Genomic DNA, 19,882 nt, shown 5'->3' with positions numbered 1-19,882 from the left:
CCCGAAGGTCGTCGGTTCAAATCCGGCTCCCGCAACCACATTACAGTTAGACGTCGATTTATTGCTTCACAGTAGTAAAGAGTGACGGTTAACTAATGCGATACTAGCTCAGTTGGTAGAGCGCAACCTTGCCAAGGTTGAGGTCATCGGTTCGAACCCGATGTATCGCTCCAAATTCTCTCTTAAAGAGAAAGYCTCATTGTCTTAAACAATGCATCCGGACGCGGGATGGAGCAGTTTGGTAGCTCGTCGGGCTCATAACCCGAAGGTCGTCGGTTCAAATCCGGCTCCCGCAACCACATTACAGTTAGWCGTCGATTTATTGCTTCACAGYAGTAAAGAGTGACGGTTAACTAATGCGATACTAGCTCAGTTGGTAGAGCGCAACCTTGCCAAGGTTGAGGTCATCGGTTCGAACCCGATGTATCGCTCCAGTTTCTTTTCGAAGAAAGATGAAAGTCTCATTATCTTAAATAATGCATCCGGACGCGGGATGGAGCAGTTTGGTAGCTCGTCGGGCTCATAACCCGAAGGTCGTCGGTTCAAATCCGGCTCCCGCAACCACTTTCTTGTTACTTGCTACTAAGCACTCAAGAATAAAATATTAGCTCTTCTACTGTCATAGTGATTCTTTCACTAATAGCCGCAAGGCTTTGCTCTTTTCTATCATGCTGCGAAGCATAACCCCCCACAATGAATAAAACACTGCCTAACGGTAGATGTTCTTGTCTGACTTAAATAGCCTATTGGTTTTAAGACGAGCCAACGCCGCGTCATCATTGATGTTGAGTGTTACTTTGTATTGTCTATCAACAGAGTTATCCACAAAACAAGTCGTGTGGATAAGTTGGTGGGTAAACTGATTTTTCGGGCTAGAAGCGATGAGAAATAAAAGATCTTTTTAAATTTAACTAACGGTAATAAAATACAGTAAGTTGTATAACCCATTGATTTTTAAGTTGTTGGTCACTCAAAAAGAACATGGTGAACCATTTGCTTAAGATCATTAAGTGATTGTTTTTTGATCCTAGTCATTTAAAGACTTTGTGGCTAACTTTCTCTGGCTATAGGAAACGCTGTCTAGTTTAGTTTTTTTTCCACATTCTGATTTTTTAGAACTAAGTCAAAAAATGAGCAGTGGATTTATGTAAGATTCATGCGTCCCTAGGAAGACCTTTTTCTATCACTCGAATTAATCTTTGTTTTTTAGTATCAATTTTTTCACTGCTTGATGGTATTTGATTAAGTTGTTGCTCTAATGCCCAGCCAATATGTATATCAAGCATTTCATTAAGGCCAGTCTTGCTCTCTAATACAGAAACAATGGCTTGAGAGAAGGGCGCATTTCCCATAGCTATCGATAAATTTCTTAGCCATTGAATATGACCAATTCTTCGAATGGCAGAGCCTTCCATTTTTTGCAGAAACTCATCTTCACTCCAACAGAAGAGCGAAACCAAATCAGCGTTTGATAATGTCTCTCTACGATGAAAGTCTTTTTGTTCTGTTAAGTCGGCAAAGCGATTCCATGGGCAAACAAGTTGGCAGTCATCGCAACCGTAAATTCGGTTCCCCATTGGCTTACGAAATTCTTCCGGAATGACACCGTCAAATTCTATAGTCAAATAGGAGATACATCGTCGTGCATCTACAACGCCATCAGCGATAATCGCTTGGGTTGGACAAGAGGTAATGCAAGCTTTGCATTTTCCACACTCATTGATGCTAGGCTCATCGACAGGAAGTGGCAGGTCAATCAGTAACTCACCAAGAAAAAACCAAGATCCAGTCTCTTTATCGAGTAGTAAAGAGTGTTTACCCGCCCAACCTAAACCAGCTTTCTCAGCTAATGGTCGCTCTAGTATTGGCGCAGTATCCACAAATGGGCGATAACCAAAGCTACCGGCTTCTTGTTCAATTCGTTGACCAAGTTTCTTTAGTCGGCTACGAATTAACTTATGATAATCACGACCAAGTGCATAGCGGCTGATATAAGCTTGAGTTTTATCTGCCAAATTTGAGGCAAACTGTGCGTCTGGTGGAAGGTAGTCCATTCTCACGCTAATCACCCGAATGGTTCCAGGGAGTAACTCAGCAGGACGCGCTCGCATCATTCCGTGGCGTGCCATCCAGTCCATTTCACCATAAAGCCCAGCATCAATACTCTTTTGCAGTTGAGGTTCGTGCTCTGAAAGGTCGATATCGCAAATGCCAACCTTTTGAAAGCCTAGCTCTGTCGCCCACACTTTGATTTGATTAGCGAGGTGTTGGTAATCCAAAGATGGAGAACTTGCCATGATAAAGAGCCTGGTGAAATAGGGGGGCGCGATCTTACAAGATCTTATTACAAGGATCTAGCAATAAGATGACCTAGATTTAGAGATTATTTGCCATTATTTGCGTTTAATTACACAAGAGCCCTTGTCTCTCAATTCTAACCCAGTTTACTATTCCTATTCTTTTGATTTATATATAGTCAGTTTGAGTAAGTTCGAGAAGCCAGCCATGAATACAAAACAATTTACCCTAATCAATGAAGAGGCGACGATTAAAGTCGGTACTCTGCTCGCCAACTACTGCACACAGCAAACGACTATTTATTTGCATGGTGACCTCGGCGCAGGAAAAACAACCTTTAGCCGTGGTTTTGTGCGTGCTCTTGGCCATCAGGGGAATGTAAAAAGTCCAACGTATACACTTGTGGAACCATATCAATTAGATAAGTGGCAGGTTTACCACTTTGACCTATATCGCTTGGCTGATCCTGAAGAGTTGGAGTTTATGGGAATACGGGACTACTTTACTTCTGATGCTATTTGTTTGGTCGAGTGGCCAGAAAAAGGGGCGGGCTTACTCCCACAGCCTGACCTTGATATTGAATTGCGTTACCTAGGGGAACAGCGCGTCATTACACTGACCGCTAATAATGAGTACGGACATTCATTGCTAAATCAATTGGAGTTAAGTTGAGCATTCAAGCTATTTCAATAAATAGAGCTATTCCTATGATGAAATCGGTTCCTGCTTTTCGAGCAGGTTTGGTTGCCATTACCGCATTCTTTCTATTTTTCTCAAACTTTCTATGGGCGAATGCTCTAGAAGGGGTTCGTGTCTGGCCATCACCGGATGAAACACGAGTTGTTATCGATTTAAAAAATGAGGCTGATTTTAGTTATTTTACCTTAAGTAGCCCAAGTCGCTTGGTTGTTGATTTAAACAAGACATCGCTCAGCACTAAGCTTCCTTTAAAAGTAACTGATAGCCCGGTGCTTAGTCAGGTGAGAAAGAGTACACCGCCTGAGAAGTCAACGTATAGGCTTGTGTTTGAGCTAAAACGTAAAGTCTCAGCCAATATATTTAAGCTTGCTCCGACTCCTGGTGGTCAATATGGCCATCGTTTGGTGATTGACTTACCACATGGCTCGACCTCTGCTAAAGTGCCAACGGCGACGGCACCAACGGTGAGTAAAGATGCCTCTCAGATAAAGCGCCAAGAAGAAATTCTGATTGTGATCGACCCTGGTCATGGCGGAGAAGACCCGGGTTCAATTGGGCCAACTCGTAAGTATGAAAAGAATGCGACGTTGAGTATCTCAAAGAAAATGGCGGCGCAATTAAATGCGATACCAGGTATTAAAGCAAAGCTAACCCGCTCTGGTGATTACTTTGTTAATTTGAATAGACGAGTCGCGATCGCCAGTGAAAATAATGCACACTTACTCATATCTGTGCATGCTGATGCCTTTACTACACCTCAGCCGCGTGGTGCATCGGTTTTTGTTTTGAATACACGTCGTGCCAATACTGAAATATCACGATGGATTGAAGATAAAGAAAAACAATCTGAGCTACTCGGTGGTGGTGGGGCTGCTTTTCCTAGCAGTATTAATGATCGGAATGTAAACCAAACCCTACTTGATCTTCAGTTTAGCCATTCTCAAAAAGAGGGTTATAAACTGGCGACAACCATTTTGTCTGAGATGGGAAAAGTTGCAAAACTGCATAACTCGAAACCAATTAATACCAGCTTAGCTGTACTGCGTTCTCCACAGATCCCATCAGTCTTGGTTGAAACGGGGTTTATTTCGAATCCTACTGAAGAGAAACTACTTTTCCAAAGATCGCATCAAGACAAGCTTGCACGTTCAATTACTAAAGCGGTGGTTAAATACCTAAAAGCGAACCCGCCAGAAGGTACCTCGTTTACAGCGCAGACAAAGGCGAGAACTTATAAAGTAAAAAGTGGTGACTCTTTGTCGGCGATTGCGAAGAAGTTTGGTACATCAACCAGCGTATTGATGAAAGAAAACAAGCTTAAAAGCAGTGGTCTAGCGATTGGCCAAGTGTTGAAAATCCCAGGTAGTGGCTCTGTTTCGACGGCTGCGAATACTGTTGAGACCAAGAAGGTCACCCATACCGTTCGTTCTGGTGACTATTTAGGCAAGATAGCCAGTAAGTATAAAGTCACGGTAGCAGCGATTAAGCGAGAGAATAACCTGAAATCGGATACATTAAGGCTAGGGCAAAAGCTTAAAATTACTGTCAGCCTAAAAGATGTGCCAATCCGCAAGCATAAAGTTCAGCGAGGGGAGTTCTTAGGCAAGATTGCGAGTAAATATGGTGTTTCGGTTAGTAGCATTCGACAAGCTAATAAACTGCGCTCCGACGAACTGGCTATTGGCCAAGTATTGATCATCCCTAATAAGTAGCACATGTCATGACAATAAAGATCTTACCAGCTCGTCTAGCTAACCAAATTGCAGCAGGAGAAGTCGTAGAACGACCGGCTTCTGTTGTAAAGGAGCTGGTAGAGAATAGCTTGGACTCCGGCGCTACTCGAATAGACATTGATATTGAAAAAGGTGGCTCGAAGCTCATTCGAGTGCGAGACAATGGAAAGGGCATTGATAAAGATGAATTAGGCTTAGCGCTCAGTCGTCATGCTACTTCAAAAATTCACTCTTTGGATGATCTGGAAGCGATCGTTAGTCTTGGATTTCGTGGCGAAGCACTGGCGAGTATTAGCTCTGTTTCACGTTTAACGATGACCTCACGCCCCGCAACTCAAGAGCAGGCATGGTCTGCTTATAGTGAAGGGCGAGATATGCAGGTAAAGCTAAAGCCAACAGCTCACCCTATAGGCACTAGCGTAGAAGTGCTGGATCTTTTCTTCAATACACCGGCTAGGCGCAAATTTCTTCGCACAGAAAAGACCGAATTTACTCATATTGACGAACTGATAAAACGCATCGCGTTGAGCTGTTTTGATGTCACTATCAACCTAACTCACAACGGTAAATCAGTTAGACAATATCGTGCGGCTAAAACAGAGATACAAGCAGAAAAGCGCATTGCGGCTGTTTGTGGAAGTGGTTTCGTTAAAAACATGCTCAAAATAGAGCTAGAGCACCAAGGCTTGCATTTACATGGGTGGATAACCACACCAGAAGGTGCGAGGCAGCAAAACGATCTTCAGTACTGCTATGTTAATGGCCGTATGATGAAAGATAAGCTGATCAATCATGCAATCAGGCAAAGTTATGAAAATACACTACGTCCAGATCAGTTTGCCACTTATATTCTGTTTATTGAAATCGATCCTCATCAAGTAGATGTCAATGTACATCCTGCCAAGCACGAGGTTCGCTTTCATCAAGCTCGACTAGTTCATGACTTTATCTATCAAGCGTTGAGTGATGCGCTTGTTCAAAGTAAGCATATAGAGACTCCACAAATCACAGAGTCGGCATTTCATCGAGCCGAGCCACAAGGGGAAGATGTTGATACTGTATCACCTCAAGTGATTGCCGCGGTAGAGCGTACTCCTGATTATCCAAATAAAGTGCCCAGTGTTAGCTCTGGTGAAGTGAATGAAACGGCTCGCCATGCTAATGAGTGGGTAGGTTCTAAAAGCCCTTTTTCTCGTTCAGCATATAAACCCGATCTGCCACAAGCACCGACTAAGCGAGAGCTTCATGCATATACTGATCTACTGACAACAGAAACCCTAGAGTCGACTATAGAAGCAAAAGGCCCAAGCATATCATTGCCGGTAGAGAAGACGATTGAACAGACATTACCGATAGACGCGCTTGGCAAGGCCATTTGTGTGACAGCTGGACACTATGTGGTGATGGGAGATAAGAAGAGCTGCGTGTTGGTCTCTTTAGCAAAAGCGGAATGGCTTCGTATCCGTGGTCAGCTTGATACGGCCCACGGTAACCTTAAACCTCAACCGTTACTTGTGCCTCTATCTTTGAAAGTTGACGATGATCAGCGTTTAAGTTGCGAAGCTATTCAACCACTCTTTCATAAATTGGGCATTCAAATTAAAGAGCGCAATAAGCACGCCTTAATGATCATGGGGGTTCCACAGCCACTACGTCAGCAAAACTTACAAAAAATCATTCCAGATCTGTTATCTTACGCAGCTTCAAATGACTTGAATACTGACTCTCAGTTCGGGGAAACCCAACTAACGATTTGGTTAGCGAATCATATAACTCAGGTGAAAAGCGACTACACTTTATCGGAAGCTATTCAAATTATTGCGGAACTAGAACAGCTTTGGCATGGTCAACTACCTTTAGATGACCCTAAATTTTTGCAGCCGATAGATTTTTCGGCCACGATTGCTGCGTTACTGGCTAAATAAAAAATGACTAATAAATTACCTTTGGCTCTATTCTTAATGGGCCCAACAGCGTCTGGGAAAACGGATCTAGCGATTCGTTTAAGACAAAAGTTTCCTGTAGAAATCATCAGTGTGGACTCTGCATTAATCTATAAAGATATGGATATTGGCACGGCTAAGCCTGATGAACGAGAGTTGGCACTGGCCCCCCATCGTTTAATTGATATTTTAGATCCGAGTGAAGCTTATTCAGCTGCGGACTTTCGCCGTGATGCACTTTCGGAAATGAACCGTATTGTTGCAGATGGAAAAATCCCACTTCTTGTTGGTGGAACCATGCTGTATTACAAAGCATTGCTTGAAGGGCTTTCACCATTACCTGCCGCGAATCCTGAAATTAGAAAACATATTGAAAGTGAAGCATTGAGCGAAGGTTGGCAGTCATTACATGATCAATTACGAGAGATTGATCCTGTTTCAGCAACAAGAATTCACCCTAATGACCCACAAAGATTGTCTAGGGCATTGGAAGTTTATCGAATTTCCGGTAAAACTCTTACTGAGCTAACTGAAATTAAAGGCGAAAGTCTGCCATTTCGAGTTAAGCAGTTTGCAATAGCTCCCAAGGAAAGGGCTGAGCTCCACCGCCGTATTGAGCTGCGCTTTAACAATATGATGGAAGCTGGGTTTGAAGATGAAATGAAGGCACTTTATGCCCGAAAAGATCTTCACCCAGAATTACCGTCAATTCGTTGCGTTGGCTACAGGCAGATGTGGGACTATTTAGATGGGAACTGCAGTAAGGATGAAGCGATATTTCGTGGAGTCTGTGCAACCCGTCAATTGGCCAAGCGTCAGATCACCTGGTTGCGCAGCTGGGATGATTTAACTTGGTTAGATAGCGAGAACGTTGAACACGCGCTAGAAACGTTATCAAATGCAATAGCATCTGATTAAATTAGCTGTGTATAATGAGATCGCTTTTGCGTGAATATACCCTGTAAAGGATCCGTTACTTGAAAAACGTATGCATTGCCTACATAACAAGTAACGACGGGGTATTTATTACTCGTTTAGCTCAGATGCAAAGCAACACAACTTTTTGCACGAAACCACTAGCTAAATAATTACAACAAAATACAAAATAAGGAAAATAAAATGGCTAAGGGGCAATCTTTACAAGACCCATTCTTGAATGCACTCCGTCGTGAGCGTATTCCCGTTTCAATCTATCTTGTGAACGGTATTAAACTACAGGGACAAATCGAATCATTTGACCAGTTTGTAATTCTATTGAAGAACACTGTTAACCAAATGGTTTATAAGCATGCTATTTCTACTGTGGTTCCTGCTCGTGCAGTAAGCCATCACAATGGTGACCGACCTGATCGTCCACAAGAGAAATCAGAAGATTAATAATCTGACGTATTTAATTAGTTCAACAACAAGGAGTTGGCTGCTTGTTTGACCGTTATGAAGCCGGTGAACGAGCCGTACTTGTTCATATTAATTTCTCGCAAGAGGGTGAGTGGGAAGATTTAAGCGAATGTGAAATGCTTATCTCTTCTGCTGGAGTGTCGACGCTGCAAGTTGTGACTGGTAGTCGTCAATCTCCACACCCTAAATATTATGTCGGAGAGGGTAAAGCTCAAGAAATTGCACAGGCGGTTCAATTGGTCAGTGCCGATATCGTGATCTTTAACCATGCCCTATCGCCAGCCCAAGAACGTAATCTAGAAGCCCTATGTCAATGTCGAGTATTAGACCGAACAGGTTTGATCCTGGATATTTTTGCTCAACGAGCAAGAACTCATGAAGGTAAAATGCAAGTCGAGCTTGCTCAATTGCGTCATATCTCTACGAGGTTGATCAGAGGGTGGACACACCTAGAGAGACAAAAAGGTGGGATTGGATTACGTGGACCCGGTGAAACTCAGTTAGAGACCGACAGACGATTATTGCGTGACAGAATTAAGACGATCTTACGACGTTTAGCGAAAGTGGCTAAACAGCGAGAGCAAGGCCGTCGAGCAAGGAATCGTGCAGAAATCCCAACTATCTCACTGGTGGGATATACCAATGCAGGCAAATCAACCCTATTTAACTGTATTACAGAGGCGGGCGTTTATGCCGCGGATCAGTTGTTTGCTACGCTTGATCCAACATTACGAAAAATTGAACTGTTAGATGTTGGTACTGCTATTTTAGCGGATACCGTTGGTTTTATTCGACATCTTCCTCATGATCTTGTCGCGGCATTTAAAGCCACGTTACAAGAGACGCAAGAAGCTGACATTTTGTTACATGTTGTTGATGCCAGTGATGACCGTTTTCGTGAGAACATTCAAGCCGTTCATGACGTGCTAGAAGAGATTGATGCGCACGAAGTACCAACTCTTGTCGTTATGAACAAGATTGATAACCTAGAAGGTCAGAAGCCTAGAATTGAACGAGACGAGGAAGGAAATCCTCGTACTGTTTGGGTATCTGCAATGGATGGACTAGGTATTGATCTACTGTTTGAAGCACTAACTGAAAGGTTAGCCAGTCAAATGGTGTCTTATCAACTGCGAATCCCCCCTGAGTATCAGGGAAGAATTCGTAGTACCTTCTTCCAAATGAATTGTATTCAACAAGAAGAATATGACCAAGAAGGCGATTTGCTTATCGATATTCGAATGCAACAAGTCGATTGGTCAAAGTTAGAGAAAAGAGAAGAGGTAGTTTTACGTGACTTTATAGTTACTTAAAGGACTGCTACAGTATAACGTCATATCAATGATGGAGCTTTCTAATGGCGTGGAATGAGCCTGGTAATAACAACGGCAATAACGGCCGCGATAAAGACCCTTGGGGTAATAAAGATAATCGCGGTGGCCGAGATCAAGGACCGCCAGATTTAGACGAAGTGTTTAATAAACTGAGTCAAAAATTGGGTGGCAAGTTTGGTAAGAAAGGTGGAAGTGGTCCCTCTTTTGGTGGCGGCGGCGGTGCAATTGGCGTAGGTGTCATTGCAGCAATCGCAGTCGCAGTTTGGGCATTTTCTGGCTTTTACACAATTGGTGAAGCCGAGCGCGGTGTCGTATTACGTTTAGGTAAATACAATCATATCGAGGATCCAGGTTTGAACTGGCGTCCTGCAGGTATTGATACGTATGAAGCCGTGAACGTTCAAGCGATTCGATCTTTACGCGCATCAGGTCTGATGCTAACGAAAGATGAGAACGTAGTAACGGTTGGTATGGATATTCAGTACCGAGTATCTGATCCATACAAATACCTATACACAGTAACGAATGCTGATGACAGTCTAAGTCAAGCTGCCGATTCTGCTCTACGTGCGGTAATTGGTGACTCGTTAATGGATAGTATCCTGACCAGTGGTCGTCAACAAATTCGTCAAAGCACTCAAGAAACATTGAATGACATCATTGATGCTTACGATATGGGCTTGACCATTGTTGATGTGAACTTCCAGTCAGCTCGTCCGCCTGAGCAAGTGAAAGCGTCGTTTGATGATGCAATCGCAGCTCGAGAAGATGAAGAGCGTTTTGAGCGTGAGGCAGAAGCGTATCGAAATGATATTTTGCCGAAAGCAACAGGTCGTGCAGAACGTTTGAAGAGAGAAGCTCTTGGTTACTCTGAGCGTACGGTCAATGCAGCAATTGGTGAAGTCGCTCAGTTTGAGAAACTACTACCGGAATACACCGCTGCACCTGAAGTTACCCGTAACCGTATGTACCTAGATACTATGGAACAGGTTTACTCAAGTACGTCGAAGGTACTGATTGACTCTGAGTCTAGTGGCAACCTACTGTACTTACCAATTGATAAGTTGGCAGGTAAAGAAGGCAGCTCTAAGGCAACACGCAACTCAACGTCATCTTATGATCAAATCGAACTTGAGTCAGAAGCTAATGTTTCACAGTCTGATTCACAATCCCGTTCATCGGGCTCACGTCAAGGGAGATACTAATAATGCGTAAGTTAATGATCCCTGTATTGGCAGTGACTATTGTTCTCATGTTGATGTCACTTTTTGTTATTCAAGAAGGTGAGCGCGGCATGGTGATTCGTTTTGGCCGTGTTCTTGATGACAATGGTGTATCTCGTATCTACGAACCTGGTGTTCACTTTAAAATGCCACTGTTTGATCGCGTGAAAACATTAGATGCACGTATTCAAACGATGGATGGTGTTTCGGACCGTTTTGTAACATCAGAGAAGAAAGACGTTTTAATTGATACCTATGCTAAATGGCGTATCTCTGATTTTGGACGTTTTTATCTGAGTACTGGCGGTGGTAATATTATGACCGCAGAAGCACTTCTTGAGCGTAAAGTGACGGATGTTCTTCGATCAGAAATCGGTTCGCGTGAAATAAAGCAAATCGTTTCGGGTCCACGTAACAAAGATGTCTTGCCTGACAGTGCTGATAGCGAAGAAGTGACCACGGAAGCGGCCAAAGAAGCGTTAGAGATTGATGGCGAACGTGACAAGGTTATGGAAAATGTACTAGCGGGAACAGCCGAGAGTGCAATGGCAGATTTAGGTGTTGAGATTGTTGATTTCCGTATGAAGAAAATCAACCTTCCTGACGAAATCAGCGAATCTATATACCGTCGTATGCGTGCAGAACGTGAATCTGTAGCTCGTAGACACCGTTCTCAAGGTCGTGAGAAAGCGGAAGTTATCCGTGCTCAAGCGGAACTTGAAGTAGCAACTGTAATTGCAGAAGCAGATAGAACAGCTCGTGTAACTCGTGGTGACGCGGATGCGCAAGCAGCAAAAATCTACGCAGATGCGTTTAGTCAAGACCCTGAGTTCTTTGGCTTTGTTCGTTCGCTGCAAGCTTACGAGCGTTCATTTAGTGATAAGAGTGATATCTTAGTGTTAGACCCTAAGAGTGACTTCTTCCAGTATATGAACAATGCGAAAGGCATAGCTGGTAAGTAACCGCAGAATATTGCTAAGTACTATCACATAGCTAAGCTTCAGTTGTTATTACTGAAAATAGATTTAAGGCTCCTAATTAGGGGCCTTTCTTTTTCCCAGTACTTACTCGATTAGAAAAGGAATAATGATGTCGAACTCAATTTGGGTTGCGTTAGGTTTAGTGTTGATCGTTGAAGGTTTAGGTCCGCTCATTGCTCCAAATGGCTGGCGAGCAATGGTTGCTCAACTGAGTGAGCAACCCGATAATCAATTGAGAAGAATGGGAGGCTGTTTGGTGGTAGCTGGTGTTGTGATCGCTTACGTCTTCTCGTAAGTTCATCACTCACCTTCTATTTACATAAAAGGCTGGTGGTTAATAATGCGGTGGAGGCGTCTCTTCCGAAGGGTCGGCAAGATTTGAAGAATCCATATTCTTTACCTTTCCAGCAACATACTTCATTTGATCTTGCATCTTAGTGATCAGTAGTTGTTGCGTTGAAAGTGCATCGTTAAGTTCACTCACGGTCTGCTCTTGAAAAGCAAGTTGGCACTCTAAATCGTTAATGCGATCTTCAAGCGCTTGGTAGGATTTATCAGTCATCAAATTTCCAAGCCTGTGCAATACCAGCGGATGTGCCTGAGACAACACGCTGTTGATTATCGAAAGCGGCATCATACACTACCGCACGAGGAGGACGAGCATCTTTTAATGGCTCTGCCTCAAATCCATCAAGCTTCTTACCACTATTTGTATCCCAAACTATGATTCGACTAGAGGGTGTACCGGTAATGAGCTTTGAACCATCGTCAGAAAATCGAGCAGTTGAAAAAATGAGCTGACGAGAAAAACTGCTTAATTGCGCCTGTTCATTTCCTGTTTTTAAGTCCCATACAATCGCTTGATTGCCTCCATCAGAGCTAAAAGCAAGCAATCCGTCTCTTTGCAGTGCGACTCGAATGACGCGTTGCTCATGTTCAAATGTACGTAAAATCTGACCGGATTCAGTGTCCCAAAGATACGCTTTATAGTCATTGCCACCTGATAAGGCGAAGCGGCCATTCGGGGAAAGTGCAACGGAATTAATTTTTTCTTGATGCGCAAGGAACTCTAAGCGCCGTCCGGTGACTAAATTTACGTAGATGGCTTTGCCGTTAGAAAGCCCTAGCAGAACTTGCTCGCCATTACTGGATATATCAACATCGCGAATAAGGCCATCTGAAATGGACCATAAGCCTTCTGCTTGTGTCCAAGAGAGGTCCCAAACAGCGAAGTTGATTTGGCTAGCGGTGATAGCAAAGCGTCCGTTGTCGGAAATACGAATACGGGACACTGAGTTTTCTTGAGCATCTTGTTGGCCGAGTTGAGCCAGTTGTTCGTTTTGTGCAAGGTCCCAAAGAACCAGTTTATGTTCTTTGGAATAGATAAGAGCAAACCTAGCATCACGACTTAATGCAAAGCTTGTCGTGCCTTTGGGCTCTAGCTCCCAACGTTGATCATTTTTGGAAGAGAAAAAGCATCCATTTAACGCTAGGATGACAAAGCCACACAAAATTGAATGAAGAATATTTCGCATCAAGTCCAATTATCCGCTTGGTGTGTAAAGACAATTTGTAAACATATAGCTATATTGGTACAACAACGTCTCGCATTCCAGTCATAACTGAATGATTGTGACGAATGGTTAGCCTAAAACTGGAGAAATAAATGAAATCGATGTTTAAAGTGTCACTGCTTGCAGCAACTGTATTGTTGGCAGTTGGCTGTCAAAAAGAAGAAGAGCCAAAAGTTGAAACTGCAGCCGCGGCTGAGCAAGTAGCAGAAACAGGCAAAGCTGTTCACTTTAAAACGGATGACGATAAAGCGGCATATGCGATCGGTGTTTCATTTGCAAACTACCTAAGCACAAGCATTGAAAAACCAAGTGAAATTGGTATCAATCTAAATAAAGACCTTGTGCTAAAAGGTATTGAGCACGTATTTGCGGGTAATGCTGAATTAAACGAAGAAGAGACTCGTGAAGTTCTTGAGCAATTAGATGTACGTGTTTCAACAGCGATGCAAGCTCAAGCGGAAGAAAAATCAGCGGCTGCGGAAAAAGCAGGTCAAGATTTCCAAGCTGATTTTGCACAGCAAGATGGCGTAACAAAAACAGATTCTGGCCTTCTATACCAAGTAATCACAGAAGCTAAGGGCGACCAACCGAAAGATACTGATACGGTTCAAGTACACTATAAAGGTACTTTGATTGACGGTACTCAGTTTGATAGCTCATACGATCGTGGTGAGCCAGCTGTGTTCCCACTTAACCGTGTTATCCCTGGCTGGACTGAAGGCGTTCAACTAATGCCTGTTGGTTCTAAGTTCAAGTTTGTTATCCCACCACAACTTGCTTATGGCCCACAAGACACACCAACAATCCCAGCTAACTCGACATTAGTATTTGAAGTTGAACTACTAAAAATCGAAAGCGATGCGAATGTTGAAGTTCAATAATAACGATTGAGCTGAATATTGATTAGGGTCTGACTTGTTCAGGCCCTTTTTTATGAGCGATGTCTAAATGAGCAATAGTTTGGTTGAAAGATCATTGACTATATTTAGACGTTCTTCGCTTTATTTAGCGATCTTGGCCATATTCTTTGCGTTAAGTCAGCAGATTGCTACTTAGCTAGGTGCTCTATTCAAATTTTCTGATAAACTTAGTTAGATTTGTTGATTTTTTGCGCTAAGGCTAGAATATCGTGACTACTACCGAAACACTTACAGACATGCCACTAGAGACAGAACTGCTTGAAATGGAATCAGTCCATGTAAAGCCGTTCAGTGACCATGACAAAATAATTCTAAGATCTTATGAAGCGGTAGTTGATGGTATTGCCAGTCTTATCGGTCCGTTTTGTGAAATCGTTTTACACTCGCTTGAAGATCTTAATACATCGGCGATAAAAATTGCTAACGGTGAAAACACCGGAAGACAAGTGGGTTCCCCAATCACTGATTTAGCACTAAAAATGCTAAAAGACATTGAAGGCTCTGAGCGTAACTTCTCTCGTTCGTATTTTACCCGTGCTAAAGGCGGGGTATTGATGAAGTCGATCACTGTTGCTATTCGCAATGGTGAAAATCGAGTGATAGGGCTTCTTTGTATTAATGTGAATTTAGATGCACCATTCTCACAAGTTCTAAAATCGTTTATGCCTACTCAAGAAGCAAATGAAGCGGAGTCTTCAGTAAACTTCGCAAGTGATGTTGAAGAGTTGGTGGACCAAACGGTTGAACGTACGATTGAAGAGATCAATGCAGATAAGTCGGTCTCGAATAATACCAAGAACCGTCAAATAGTGATGGAACTGTACGACAAAGGTATTTTTGATATTAAAGACGCAATAAACCGAGTCGCCGATCGTCTTAATATCTCAAAGCACACTGTTTACCTATATATTCGTCAACGCAAAACAGAGGATGAAGAGTCTTGATCTCTTCTCTTAGCTATACCTTAGTCGTTAACGGCTCTGTGTATGGCTCTCAAGCCGCGCGCAGTGCCTTTCTATTTGCAGAGGCACTGATAAAAAAAGGACACATCTTAACGAGTGTCTTTTTTTATCAAGATGGCGTCACTAACGGCTCTTGTTTGACCGTTCCAGCGAACGATGAATTTAATTTGGTTGAAGCGTGGCAGAAACTAGCTTTAGAGCATAATGTTGCTTTAGAAACCTGTGTCGCGGCAGCACTTCGGCGAGGTGTTGTTAGCGAAAGTGAAGCAATGCAACATCAATTGCCAAGTGCAAATCTAGCTGAGGGATTTAATCAGGCTGGTTTAGGCAGCTTAGCTGAAGCCATGTTGACGCAAGATAGGGTAGTGCAGTTTTGAAAAAGCTCGGTTTTGTATTTCACTCTTCTCCACACGCTACTGCTTCGGGCAGAGAAGGACTTGATGCTCTATTAGCGGCCTCGGCGTATAGTGAAGATATCCATGTGTTCTTTGTTGGTGAAGGCGTCACTCAACTCGTTGGTGAGCAGAGGCCTGAACTCGTATTAAGCCGAGACTACATTAGTAGCTTCAAATTGATGGATCTGTACGATATTGAACAAGTGTATGCGTGTCAGAAGGGGTTAGAAGATCGAGGCTTACTGGATACGCCATTGGCTTTTGATGTTGAGATCGTTTCAAGTCGTGATATTGCATCGTTAATGGCGAGCTGCCATCACATTCTTAGTTTCTAGGCGTACTGATGCTTTATATTATCTCCAAACCAGAAAACGTTATGCTAGCAGCGCAGTTTACCACTGATGCCGATGAGCTTTTATTGATGCAGTCTGCGGTATATCTTTCGAATCCGAAGCACTATCAATATATCTTACTGAAAAGCCTACCGTGTTCGATATCAGCCTTGGTGGAAGACCTTCAGGCTAGAGGTGTAGAAGCATCGGTTGCGCACGGTATTCAGGTAATCGACATGGATCAATTTGTTGATTTAACGGTAAAGCACACTAAATCAATCTCTTGGTAGAGCCGTTACTTGTATATTGTTATCTGTAAAGTCATTTTTTAACCAATTTGGTGAAAAAAGATCTGTATATTTCTTGACACATCCCCCCCGTCTGAATAGAATTTTGCGTCCCTAATTGTATGAACTACATTAGGGCTAGATTTTTCACAAAGCTTACTTTCAAGTAAATCAGGAGCTAGTTAATGGCAACTATTAACCAGTTGGTACGTAAACCTCGTGTAAAGCAAGTTGTTAAAAGCAACGTGCCTGCACTAGAAGCGTGCCCACAAAAACGTGGTGTATGTACTCGTGTTTACACTACTACACCAAAAAAACCTAACTCAGCACTTCGTAAGGTTTGCCGTGTTCGTCTAACGAACGGCTTTGAAGTGACTTCGTACATCGGCGGTGAAGGCCACAACCTTCAAGAGCACAGTGTTGTTCTAATCCGTGGTGGTCGTGTTAAAGACCTTCCGGGTGTACGTTACCACACTGTTCGCGGCGCATTAGACTGTGCTGGCGTAAATGACCGTAAGAAAGGTCGTTCTAAGTACGGTGTGAAGCGTCCTAAGTCTTAATGGATTCCGTTAAGTAAGGCCAAACACTAAATTAATTTTAATTCTTAATTTTTGAAGAAACTGAAAAGTTTTGGATAACCTGAAGAAGACAACGGAGATATATCCATGCCACGTCGTCGCGTTATAGGCCAGCGTAAGATCCTTCCAGATCCTAAGTTCAAATCTGAACTGCTGGCAAAATTCGTTAACATCCTTATGGTTGACGGAAAAAAATCTACTGCAGAGAAAATTGTTTACACTGCACTAGAAGTTATGGCTGAGAAATCTGGTAAAGATCACTTAGCTGTATTTGAAGAAGCTCTTGAAAATGTTCGTCCATCGGTAGAAGTTAAATCTCGCCGTGTGGGTGGTTCAACTTACCAAGTACCTGTAGAAGTTCGTCCGGTTCGCCGTAACGCTCTTGCTATGCGTTGGGTAGTTGAAGCTGCGCGTAAGCGTGGTGAAAAATCTATGGCTCAACGCCTAGCTGCTGAAATGCTAGACGCGTCTGAGAACAAAGGTACTTCGGTTAAGAAACGTGAAGACGTTCACCGTATGGCTGATGCTAACAAAGCATTCGCTCATTACCGCTGGTAATACCTTTTTAGTGCTGCGAGTTTCTCTCGCAGCACTTTCTACTTCCTACCTATAAGACTTTAGGGCTTATTTATATTTCAAAATCTCTTTTTGAAACATCAATAATTCCTACAAAGAGGATACACCGTGGCTCGTAAAACTCCTATTGAGCGCTACCGTAACATCGGTATCGTAGCTCACGTAGATGCAGGTAAAACAACCACAAGTGAACGTATTCTGTTCTATACTGGCCTCTCTCATAAAATCGGTGAAGTTCACGATGGTGCTGCAACCATGGACTGGATGGAACAGGAGCAAGAACGTGGTATTACTATCACATCTGCTGCTACTACAACCTTCTGGCGTGGTATGGAAGCACAGTATCAAGATCATCGCATCAACATCATCGATACTCCAGGACACGTAGATTTCACTATCGAAGTAGAACGCTCTCTGCGCGTACTTGATGGTGCTGTTGTTGTTTTCTGTGGCTCATCTGGTGTAGAACCTCAATCTGAAACTGTATGGCGTCAAGCTGATAAATACAGTGTTCCTCGTATGGTTTTCGTTAACAAAATGGACCGTACAGGCGCTGATTTCTTACGTGTTGTTGATCAAATCAAAGATCGTCTAGGTGCTACGCCAATTCCAATTCAGCTGAATATCGGTGCTGAGGAAGAGTTTAAAGGTGTTGTTGACCTGATTAAGATGAAAGCAATCAACTGGAATGAAGCCGATCAAGGCATGACGTTTAAATACGAAGACATTCCAGCTGACATGCAAGAAATGGCTGAAGAGTACCGTACAGAACTTGTTGAAGCTGCTGCTGAAGCATCTGAAGAGCTAATGGATAAATACCTTGAAGAAGGTGAGCTTACTGAAGCTGAGATCAAACAAGGTCTTCGCTCGCGTACTCTTAGCAATGAAATTGTACTGGCGACGTGTGGTAGTGCGTTTAAAAATAAAGGCGTACAAGCTGTTCTTGATGCAGTCGTTGATTTCCTTCCTTCTCCAGCGGATGTTCCTGCAATTCAGGGCATTGATGAGAAAGAGAATGAAGTGGAGCGTCATGCTGATGACAACGAACCGTTTTCTGCATTAGCTTTCAAAATTGCGACAGACCCTTTTGTCGGCACTTTAACGTTTATCCGTGTATATTCCGGTGTGGTTGAAAGTGGCAAAACGGCTTACAATTCAGTTAAGCAGCAACGTGAACGTTTGGGACGCATTGTTCAAATGCACTCAAACAAGCGTGAAGAAGTGAAAGAAGTGCGAGCGGGTGATATCGCAGCTATTATTGGCCTTAAAGATGTGACAACAGGTGAAACCCTGTGTGATCAGAATCATAAGATCATTCTTGAGTGCATGGAATTCCCAGATCCAGTGATTCAGATTGTTGTAGAGCCTCGCTCTCAAGCTGATCAAGATAAAATGACTATTGCGTTAGGTAAACTAGCTGCAGAAGATCCATCGTTCCGTGTTGAAACGGATAACGAGACAGGCCAGACATTGATTTCTGGTATGGGTGAACTGCATTTAGATATTATTGTTGACCGCATGCAACGTGAATTTAGCGTTAACTGTAACGTTGGTAATCCACAAGTTGCTTACCGCGAAACCATTCGTGGCACAGCGAAAGCTGAAGGTAAGTTTATCCGTGAATCGGGTGGTAAAGGGCAATATGGTCATGTTTGGCTGAAGCTCGAACCATCAGAAGTTGGCGAAGGTTTTGTCTTCGTGGATGAAATTGAAAATGGTACGGTACCAAAAGAGTTTATCGATTCAGTCGCCAAAGGCGCTGCAGAGCAGATGAATAGTGGTGTTGTTGCGGGTTATCCAATTCTGGATATCAAAGCTACACTATATGATGGCTCTTACCATGAATCAGATTCAAGTGAGACAGCGTTTTTAATCGCTGCCTCTATGGCTTTCAAAACGGCAGCGCTTGAAGCGCAACCAGTTTTGCTTGAGCCTATGATGAAAGTTGAAGTAACTACTCCAGAGGATTGGATGGGTGACGTTGTTGGCGATATTAACCGCCGCCGCGGCATCATCGAAGGAATGGACGAGGGGACTGCTGGCCTGAAGATAATTCGTGCACAAGTTCCGTTGTCTGTCATGTTCGGTTACGCAACTGATTTACGTTCTGCGACACAAGGTCGTGCTTCTTACTCTATGGAGTTTAGTGAGTACGCTGAAGTGCCAAACAATGTTGCAAAAGCAATCATTGCAGAGCGTGTTTAAAAAATAGGGTAAGTTTTTCTTCTTTTTTGGAAGAACAATGCGCCCAAATATTGCGCTGACGCACGTTGACGCATAAAATAGCAAATTCTGGATCTTCCTGATCAATAAGGATCAGGTCGAATCATAACTAGGAAGGAACACGATCGTGTCTAAAGAAAAATTTGAACGTACGAAACCGCACGTAAACGTTGGTACTATCGGCCACGTTGACCACGGTAAAACAACTCTAACTGCTGCTATCTGTACTACTTTGTCAAAAGTATACGGCGGTGAAGCGAAAGACTTCGCATCAATCGATAATGCTCCAGAAGAGCGTGAGCGCGGTATCACAATCGCAACTTCACACGTTGAGTACGATACTCCAGAGCGTCACTACGCACACGTAGATTGCCCAGGACACGCGGATTACGTTAAAAACATGATCACTGGTGCTGCACAAATGGAT

Annotated in this window: 21 protein-coding genes and 4 tRNA genes; 22 read left to right on the top strand and 3 right to left on the bottom strand. The window is 43.2% G+C overall.

What is annotated here, in order from left to right; all coding sequences use genetic code 11:
• The first annotated feature begins 97 nt into the window (after positions 1 to 97).
• The 4 genes from L4C54_RS24015 (at position 98) to L4C54_RS24000 (ending at position 564) form a co-directional block, all read left to right on the top strand.
• Positions 98 to 173, top strand: a tRNA-Gly gene (locus tag L4C54_RS24015).
• A 49-nt stretch (positions 174 to 222) separates the two neighbouring features.
• Positions 223 to 299, top strand: a tRNA-Met gene (locus L4C54_RS24010).
• A 59-nt stretch (positions 300 to 358) separates the two neighbouring features.
• Positions 359 to 434: transfer RNA gene (locus L4C54_RS24005), tRNA-Gly, on the top strand.
• A gap of 53 nt (positions 435 to 487) precedes the next feature.
• Positions 488 to 564: transfer RNA gene (locus L4C54_RS24000), tRNA-Met, on the top strand.
• 590 nt (positions 565 to 1,154) lie between these two features.
• Here the strand turns inward: L4C54_RS24000 and queG are convergent.
• Complete coding sequence (gene queG / locus L4C54_RS23995) at positions 1,155 to 2,279, bottom strand: tRNA epoxyqueuosine(34) reductase QueG (protein ID WP_428810086.1); 1,125 nt, start codon at positions 2,277 to 2,279, stop codon at positions 1,155 to 1,157.
• A gap of 226 nt (positions 2,280 to 2,505) precedes the next feature.
• Between queG and tsaE the strand changes: the two genes are divergently transcribed.
• From tsaE to L4C54_RS23950, 9 genes are all read left to right on the top strand, one after another.
• Entirely contained in the window at positions 2,506 to 2,970 is a 465-nt protein-coding gene (gene tsaE, locus L4C54_RS23990; protein ID WP_428804040.1) for a tRNA (adenosine(37)-N6)-threonylcarbamoyltransferase complex ATPase subunit type 1 TsaE, read from the top strand.
• Between the two features lie 38 nt (positions 2,971 to 3,008).
• Positions 3,009 to 4,709 (top strand): LysM peptidoglycan-binding domain-containing protein, encoded by a 1,701-nt coding sequence (locus tag L4C54_RS23985; RefSeq protein WP_428810085.1) that lies wholly within the window; start codon positions 3,009 to 3,011, stop codon positions 4,707 to 4,709.
• Positions 4,710 to 4,717: 8 nt separating this feature from the next.
• Positions 4,718 to 6,655, top strand: coding sequence for a DNA mismatch repair endonuclease MutL (gene mutL, locus L4C54_RS23980; protein WP_428810083.1), 1,938 nt, complete (start codon positions 4,718 to 4,720; stop codon positions 6,653 to 6,655).
• Between the two features lie 3 nt (positions 6,656 to 6,658).
• Positions 6,659 to 7,591 carry a tRNA (adenosine(37)-N6)-dimethylallyltransferase MiaA gene (gene miaA / locus L4C54_RS23975; RefSeq protein ID WP_428810082.1) on the top strand — a complete coding sequence of 311 codons (933 nt, stop codon included), beginning with the start codon at positions 6,659 to 6,661 and terminating at the stop codon, positions 7,589 to 7,591.
• Between the two features lie 201 nt (positions 7,592 to 7,792).
• Positions 7,793 to 8,050, top strand: coding sequence for an RNA chaperone Hfq (gene hfq / locus L4C54_RS23970; protein WP_428804043.1), 258 nt, complete (start codon positions 7,793 to 7,795; stop codon positions 8,048 to 8,050).
• A gap of 44 nt (positions 8,051 to 8,094) precedes the next feature.
• Positions 8,095 to 9,384, top strand: coding sequence for a ribosome rescue GTPase HflX (gene hflX, locus L4C54_RS23965; protein WP_428810081.1), 1,290 nt, complete (start codon positions 8,095 to 8,097; stop codon positions 9,382 to 9,384).
• Between the two features lie 44 nt (positions 9,385 to 9,428).
• Positions 9,429 to 10,610, top strand: a complete 1,182-nt coding sequence (gene hflK, locus L4C54_RS23960) for an FtsH protease activity modulator HflK (RefSeq protein WP_428810080.1) — start codon at positions 9,429 to 9,431, stop codon at positions 10,608 to 10,610.
• Positions 10,611 to 10,612: 2 nt separating this feature from the next.
• Positions 10,613 to 11,590, top strand: coding sequence for a protease modulator HflC (gene hflC / locus L4C54_RS23955; RefSeq protein ID WP_428810079.1), 978 nt, complete (start codon positions 10,613 to 10,615; stop codon positions 11,588 to 11,590).
• Between the two features lie 127 nt (positions 11,591 to 11,717).
• Entirely contained in the window at positions 11,718 to 11,903 is a 186-nt protein-coding gene (locus L4C54_RS23950) for a DUF2065 domain-containing protein (protein WP_428810078.1), read from the top strand.
• A gap of 39 nt (positions 11,904 to 11,942) precedes the next feature.
• Here L4C54_RS23950 and L4C54_RS23945 read toward each other — a convergent pair whose 3' ends face one another.
• A complete protein-coding gene (locus L4C54_RS23945; RefSeq protein WP_017035793.1) occupies positions 11,943 to 12,170 on the bottom strand; it encodes a SlyX family protein in 228 nt (75 codons plus the stop codon).
• Complete coding sequence (locus tag L4C54_RS23940; protein ID WP_428810077.1) at positions 12,163 to 13,143, bottom strand: WD40 repeat domain-containing protein; 981 nt, start codon at positions 13,141 to 13,143, stop codon at positions 12,163 to 12,165. Before L4C54_RS23940 ends, L4C54_RS23945 begins: the two co-directional genes overlap by 8 nt.
• A 131-nt stretch (positions 13,144 to 13,274) precedes the next feature.
• Between L4C54_RS23940 and fkpA the strand changes: the two genes are divergently transcribed.
• The 9 genes from fkpA to L4C54_RS23895 form a co-directional block, all read left to right on the top strand.
• Positions 13,275 to 14,063 carry an FKBP-type peptidyl-prolyl cis-trans isomerase gene (gene fkpA, locus L4C54_RS23935; protein ID WP_428810076.1) on the top strand — a complete coding sequence of 263 codons (789 nt, stop codon included), beginning with the start codon at positions 13,275 to 13,277 and terminating at the stop codon, positions 14,061 to 14,063.
• 248 nt (positions 14,064 to 14,311) lie between these two features.
• Positions 14,312 to 15,046 carry a helix-turn-helix transcriptional regulator gene (locus L4C54_RS23930; protein ID WP_428804050.1) on the top strand — a complete coding sequence of 245 codons (735 nt, stop codon included), beginning with the start codon at positions 14,312 to 14,314 and terminating at the stop codon, positions 15,044 to 15,046.
• Complete coding sequence (tusD, locus tag L4C54_RS23925) at positions 15,046 to 15,441, top strand: sulfurtransferase complex subunit TusD (RefSeq protein WP_428810084.1); 396 nt, start codon at positions 15,046 to 15,048, stop codon at positions 15,439 to 15,441. The genes L4C54_RS23930 and tusD overlap by 1 nt, the downstream gene beginning before the upstream one ends.
• Positions 15,438 to 15,794 (top strand): sulfurtransferase complex subunit TusC, encoded by a 357-nt coding sequence (gene tusC, locus L4C54_RS23920; RefSeq protein ID WP_428810075.1) that lies wholly within the window; start codon positions 15,438 to 15,440, stop codon positions 15,792 to 15,794. Before tusD ends, tusC begins: the two co-directional genes overlap by 4 nt.
• A gap of 8 nt (positions 15,795 to 15,802) precedes the next feature.
• A complete protein-coding gene (tusB, locus tag L4C54_RS23915; protein ID WP_428810074.1) occupies positions 15,803 to 16,081 on the top strand; it encodes a sulfurtransferase complex subunit TusB in 279 nt (92 codons plus the stop codon).
• Positions 16,082 to 16,263: 182 nt separating this feature from the next.
• On the top strand, positions 16,264 to 16,638 hold the full coding sequence (gene rpsL, locus L4C54_RS23910; protein WP_017035800.1) for a 30S ribosomal protein S12: 375 nt from the start codon (positions 16,264 to 16,266) through the stop codon (positions 16,636 to 16,638).
• 105 nt (positions 16,639 to 16,743) lie between these two features.
• Complete coding sequence (rpsG, locus tag L4C54_RS23905) at positions 16,744 to 17,214, top strand: 30S ribosomal protein S7 (protein ID WP_017035801.1); 471 nt, start codon at positions 16,744 to 16,746, stop codon at positions 17,212 to 17,214.
• 126 nt (positions 17,215 to 17,340) lie between these two features.
• Positions 17,341 to 19,437: an elongation factor G gene (fusA, locus tag L4C54_RS23900; protein ID WP_428810073.1), complete on the top strand. Its 2,097-nt coding sequence runs from the start codon at positions 17,341 to 17,343 to the stop codon at positions 19,435 to 19,437.
• Positions 19,438 to 19,582: 145 nt separating this feature from the next.
• On the top strand, positions 19,583 to 19,882 hold a 300-nt coding region (locus L4C54_RS23895), incomplete at its 3' end, for a GTP-binding protein (protein WP_428809910.1).

The organism is Vibrio lamellibrachiae (assembly GCF_050337265.1).
Classification (GTDB): Bacteria; Pseudomonadota; Gammaproteobacteria; order Enterobacterales; family Vibrionaceae; genus Vibrio; species Vibrio kyushuensis.
The sequence above is the reverse complement of the archived record's forward strand: the minus strand, read 5'-3'. Positions and strand labels throughout refer to the sequence as shown.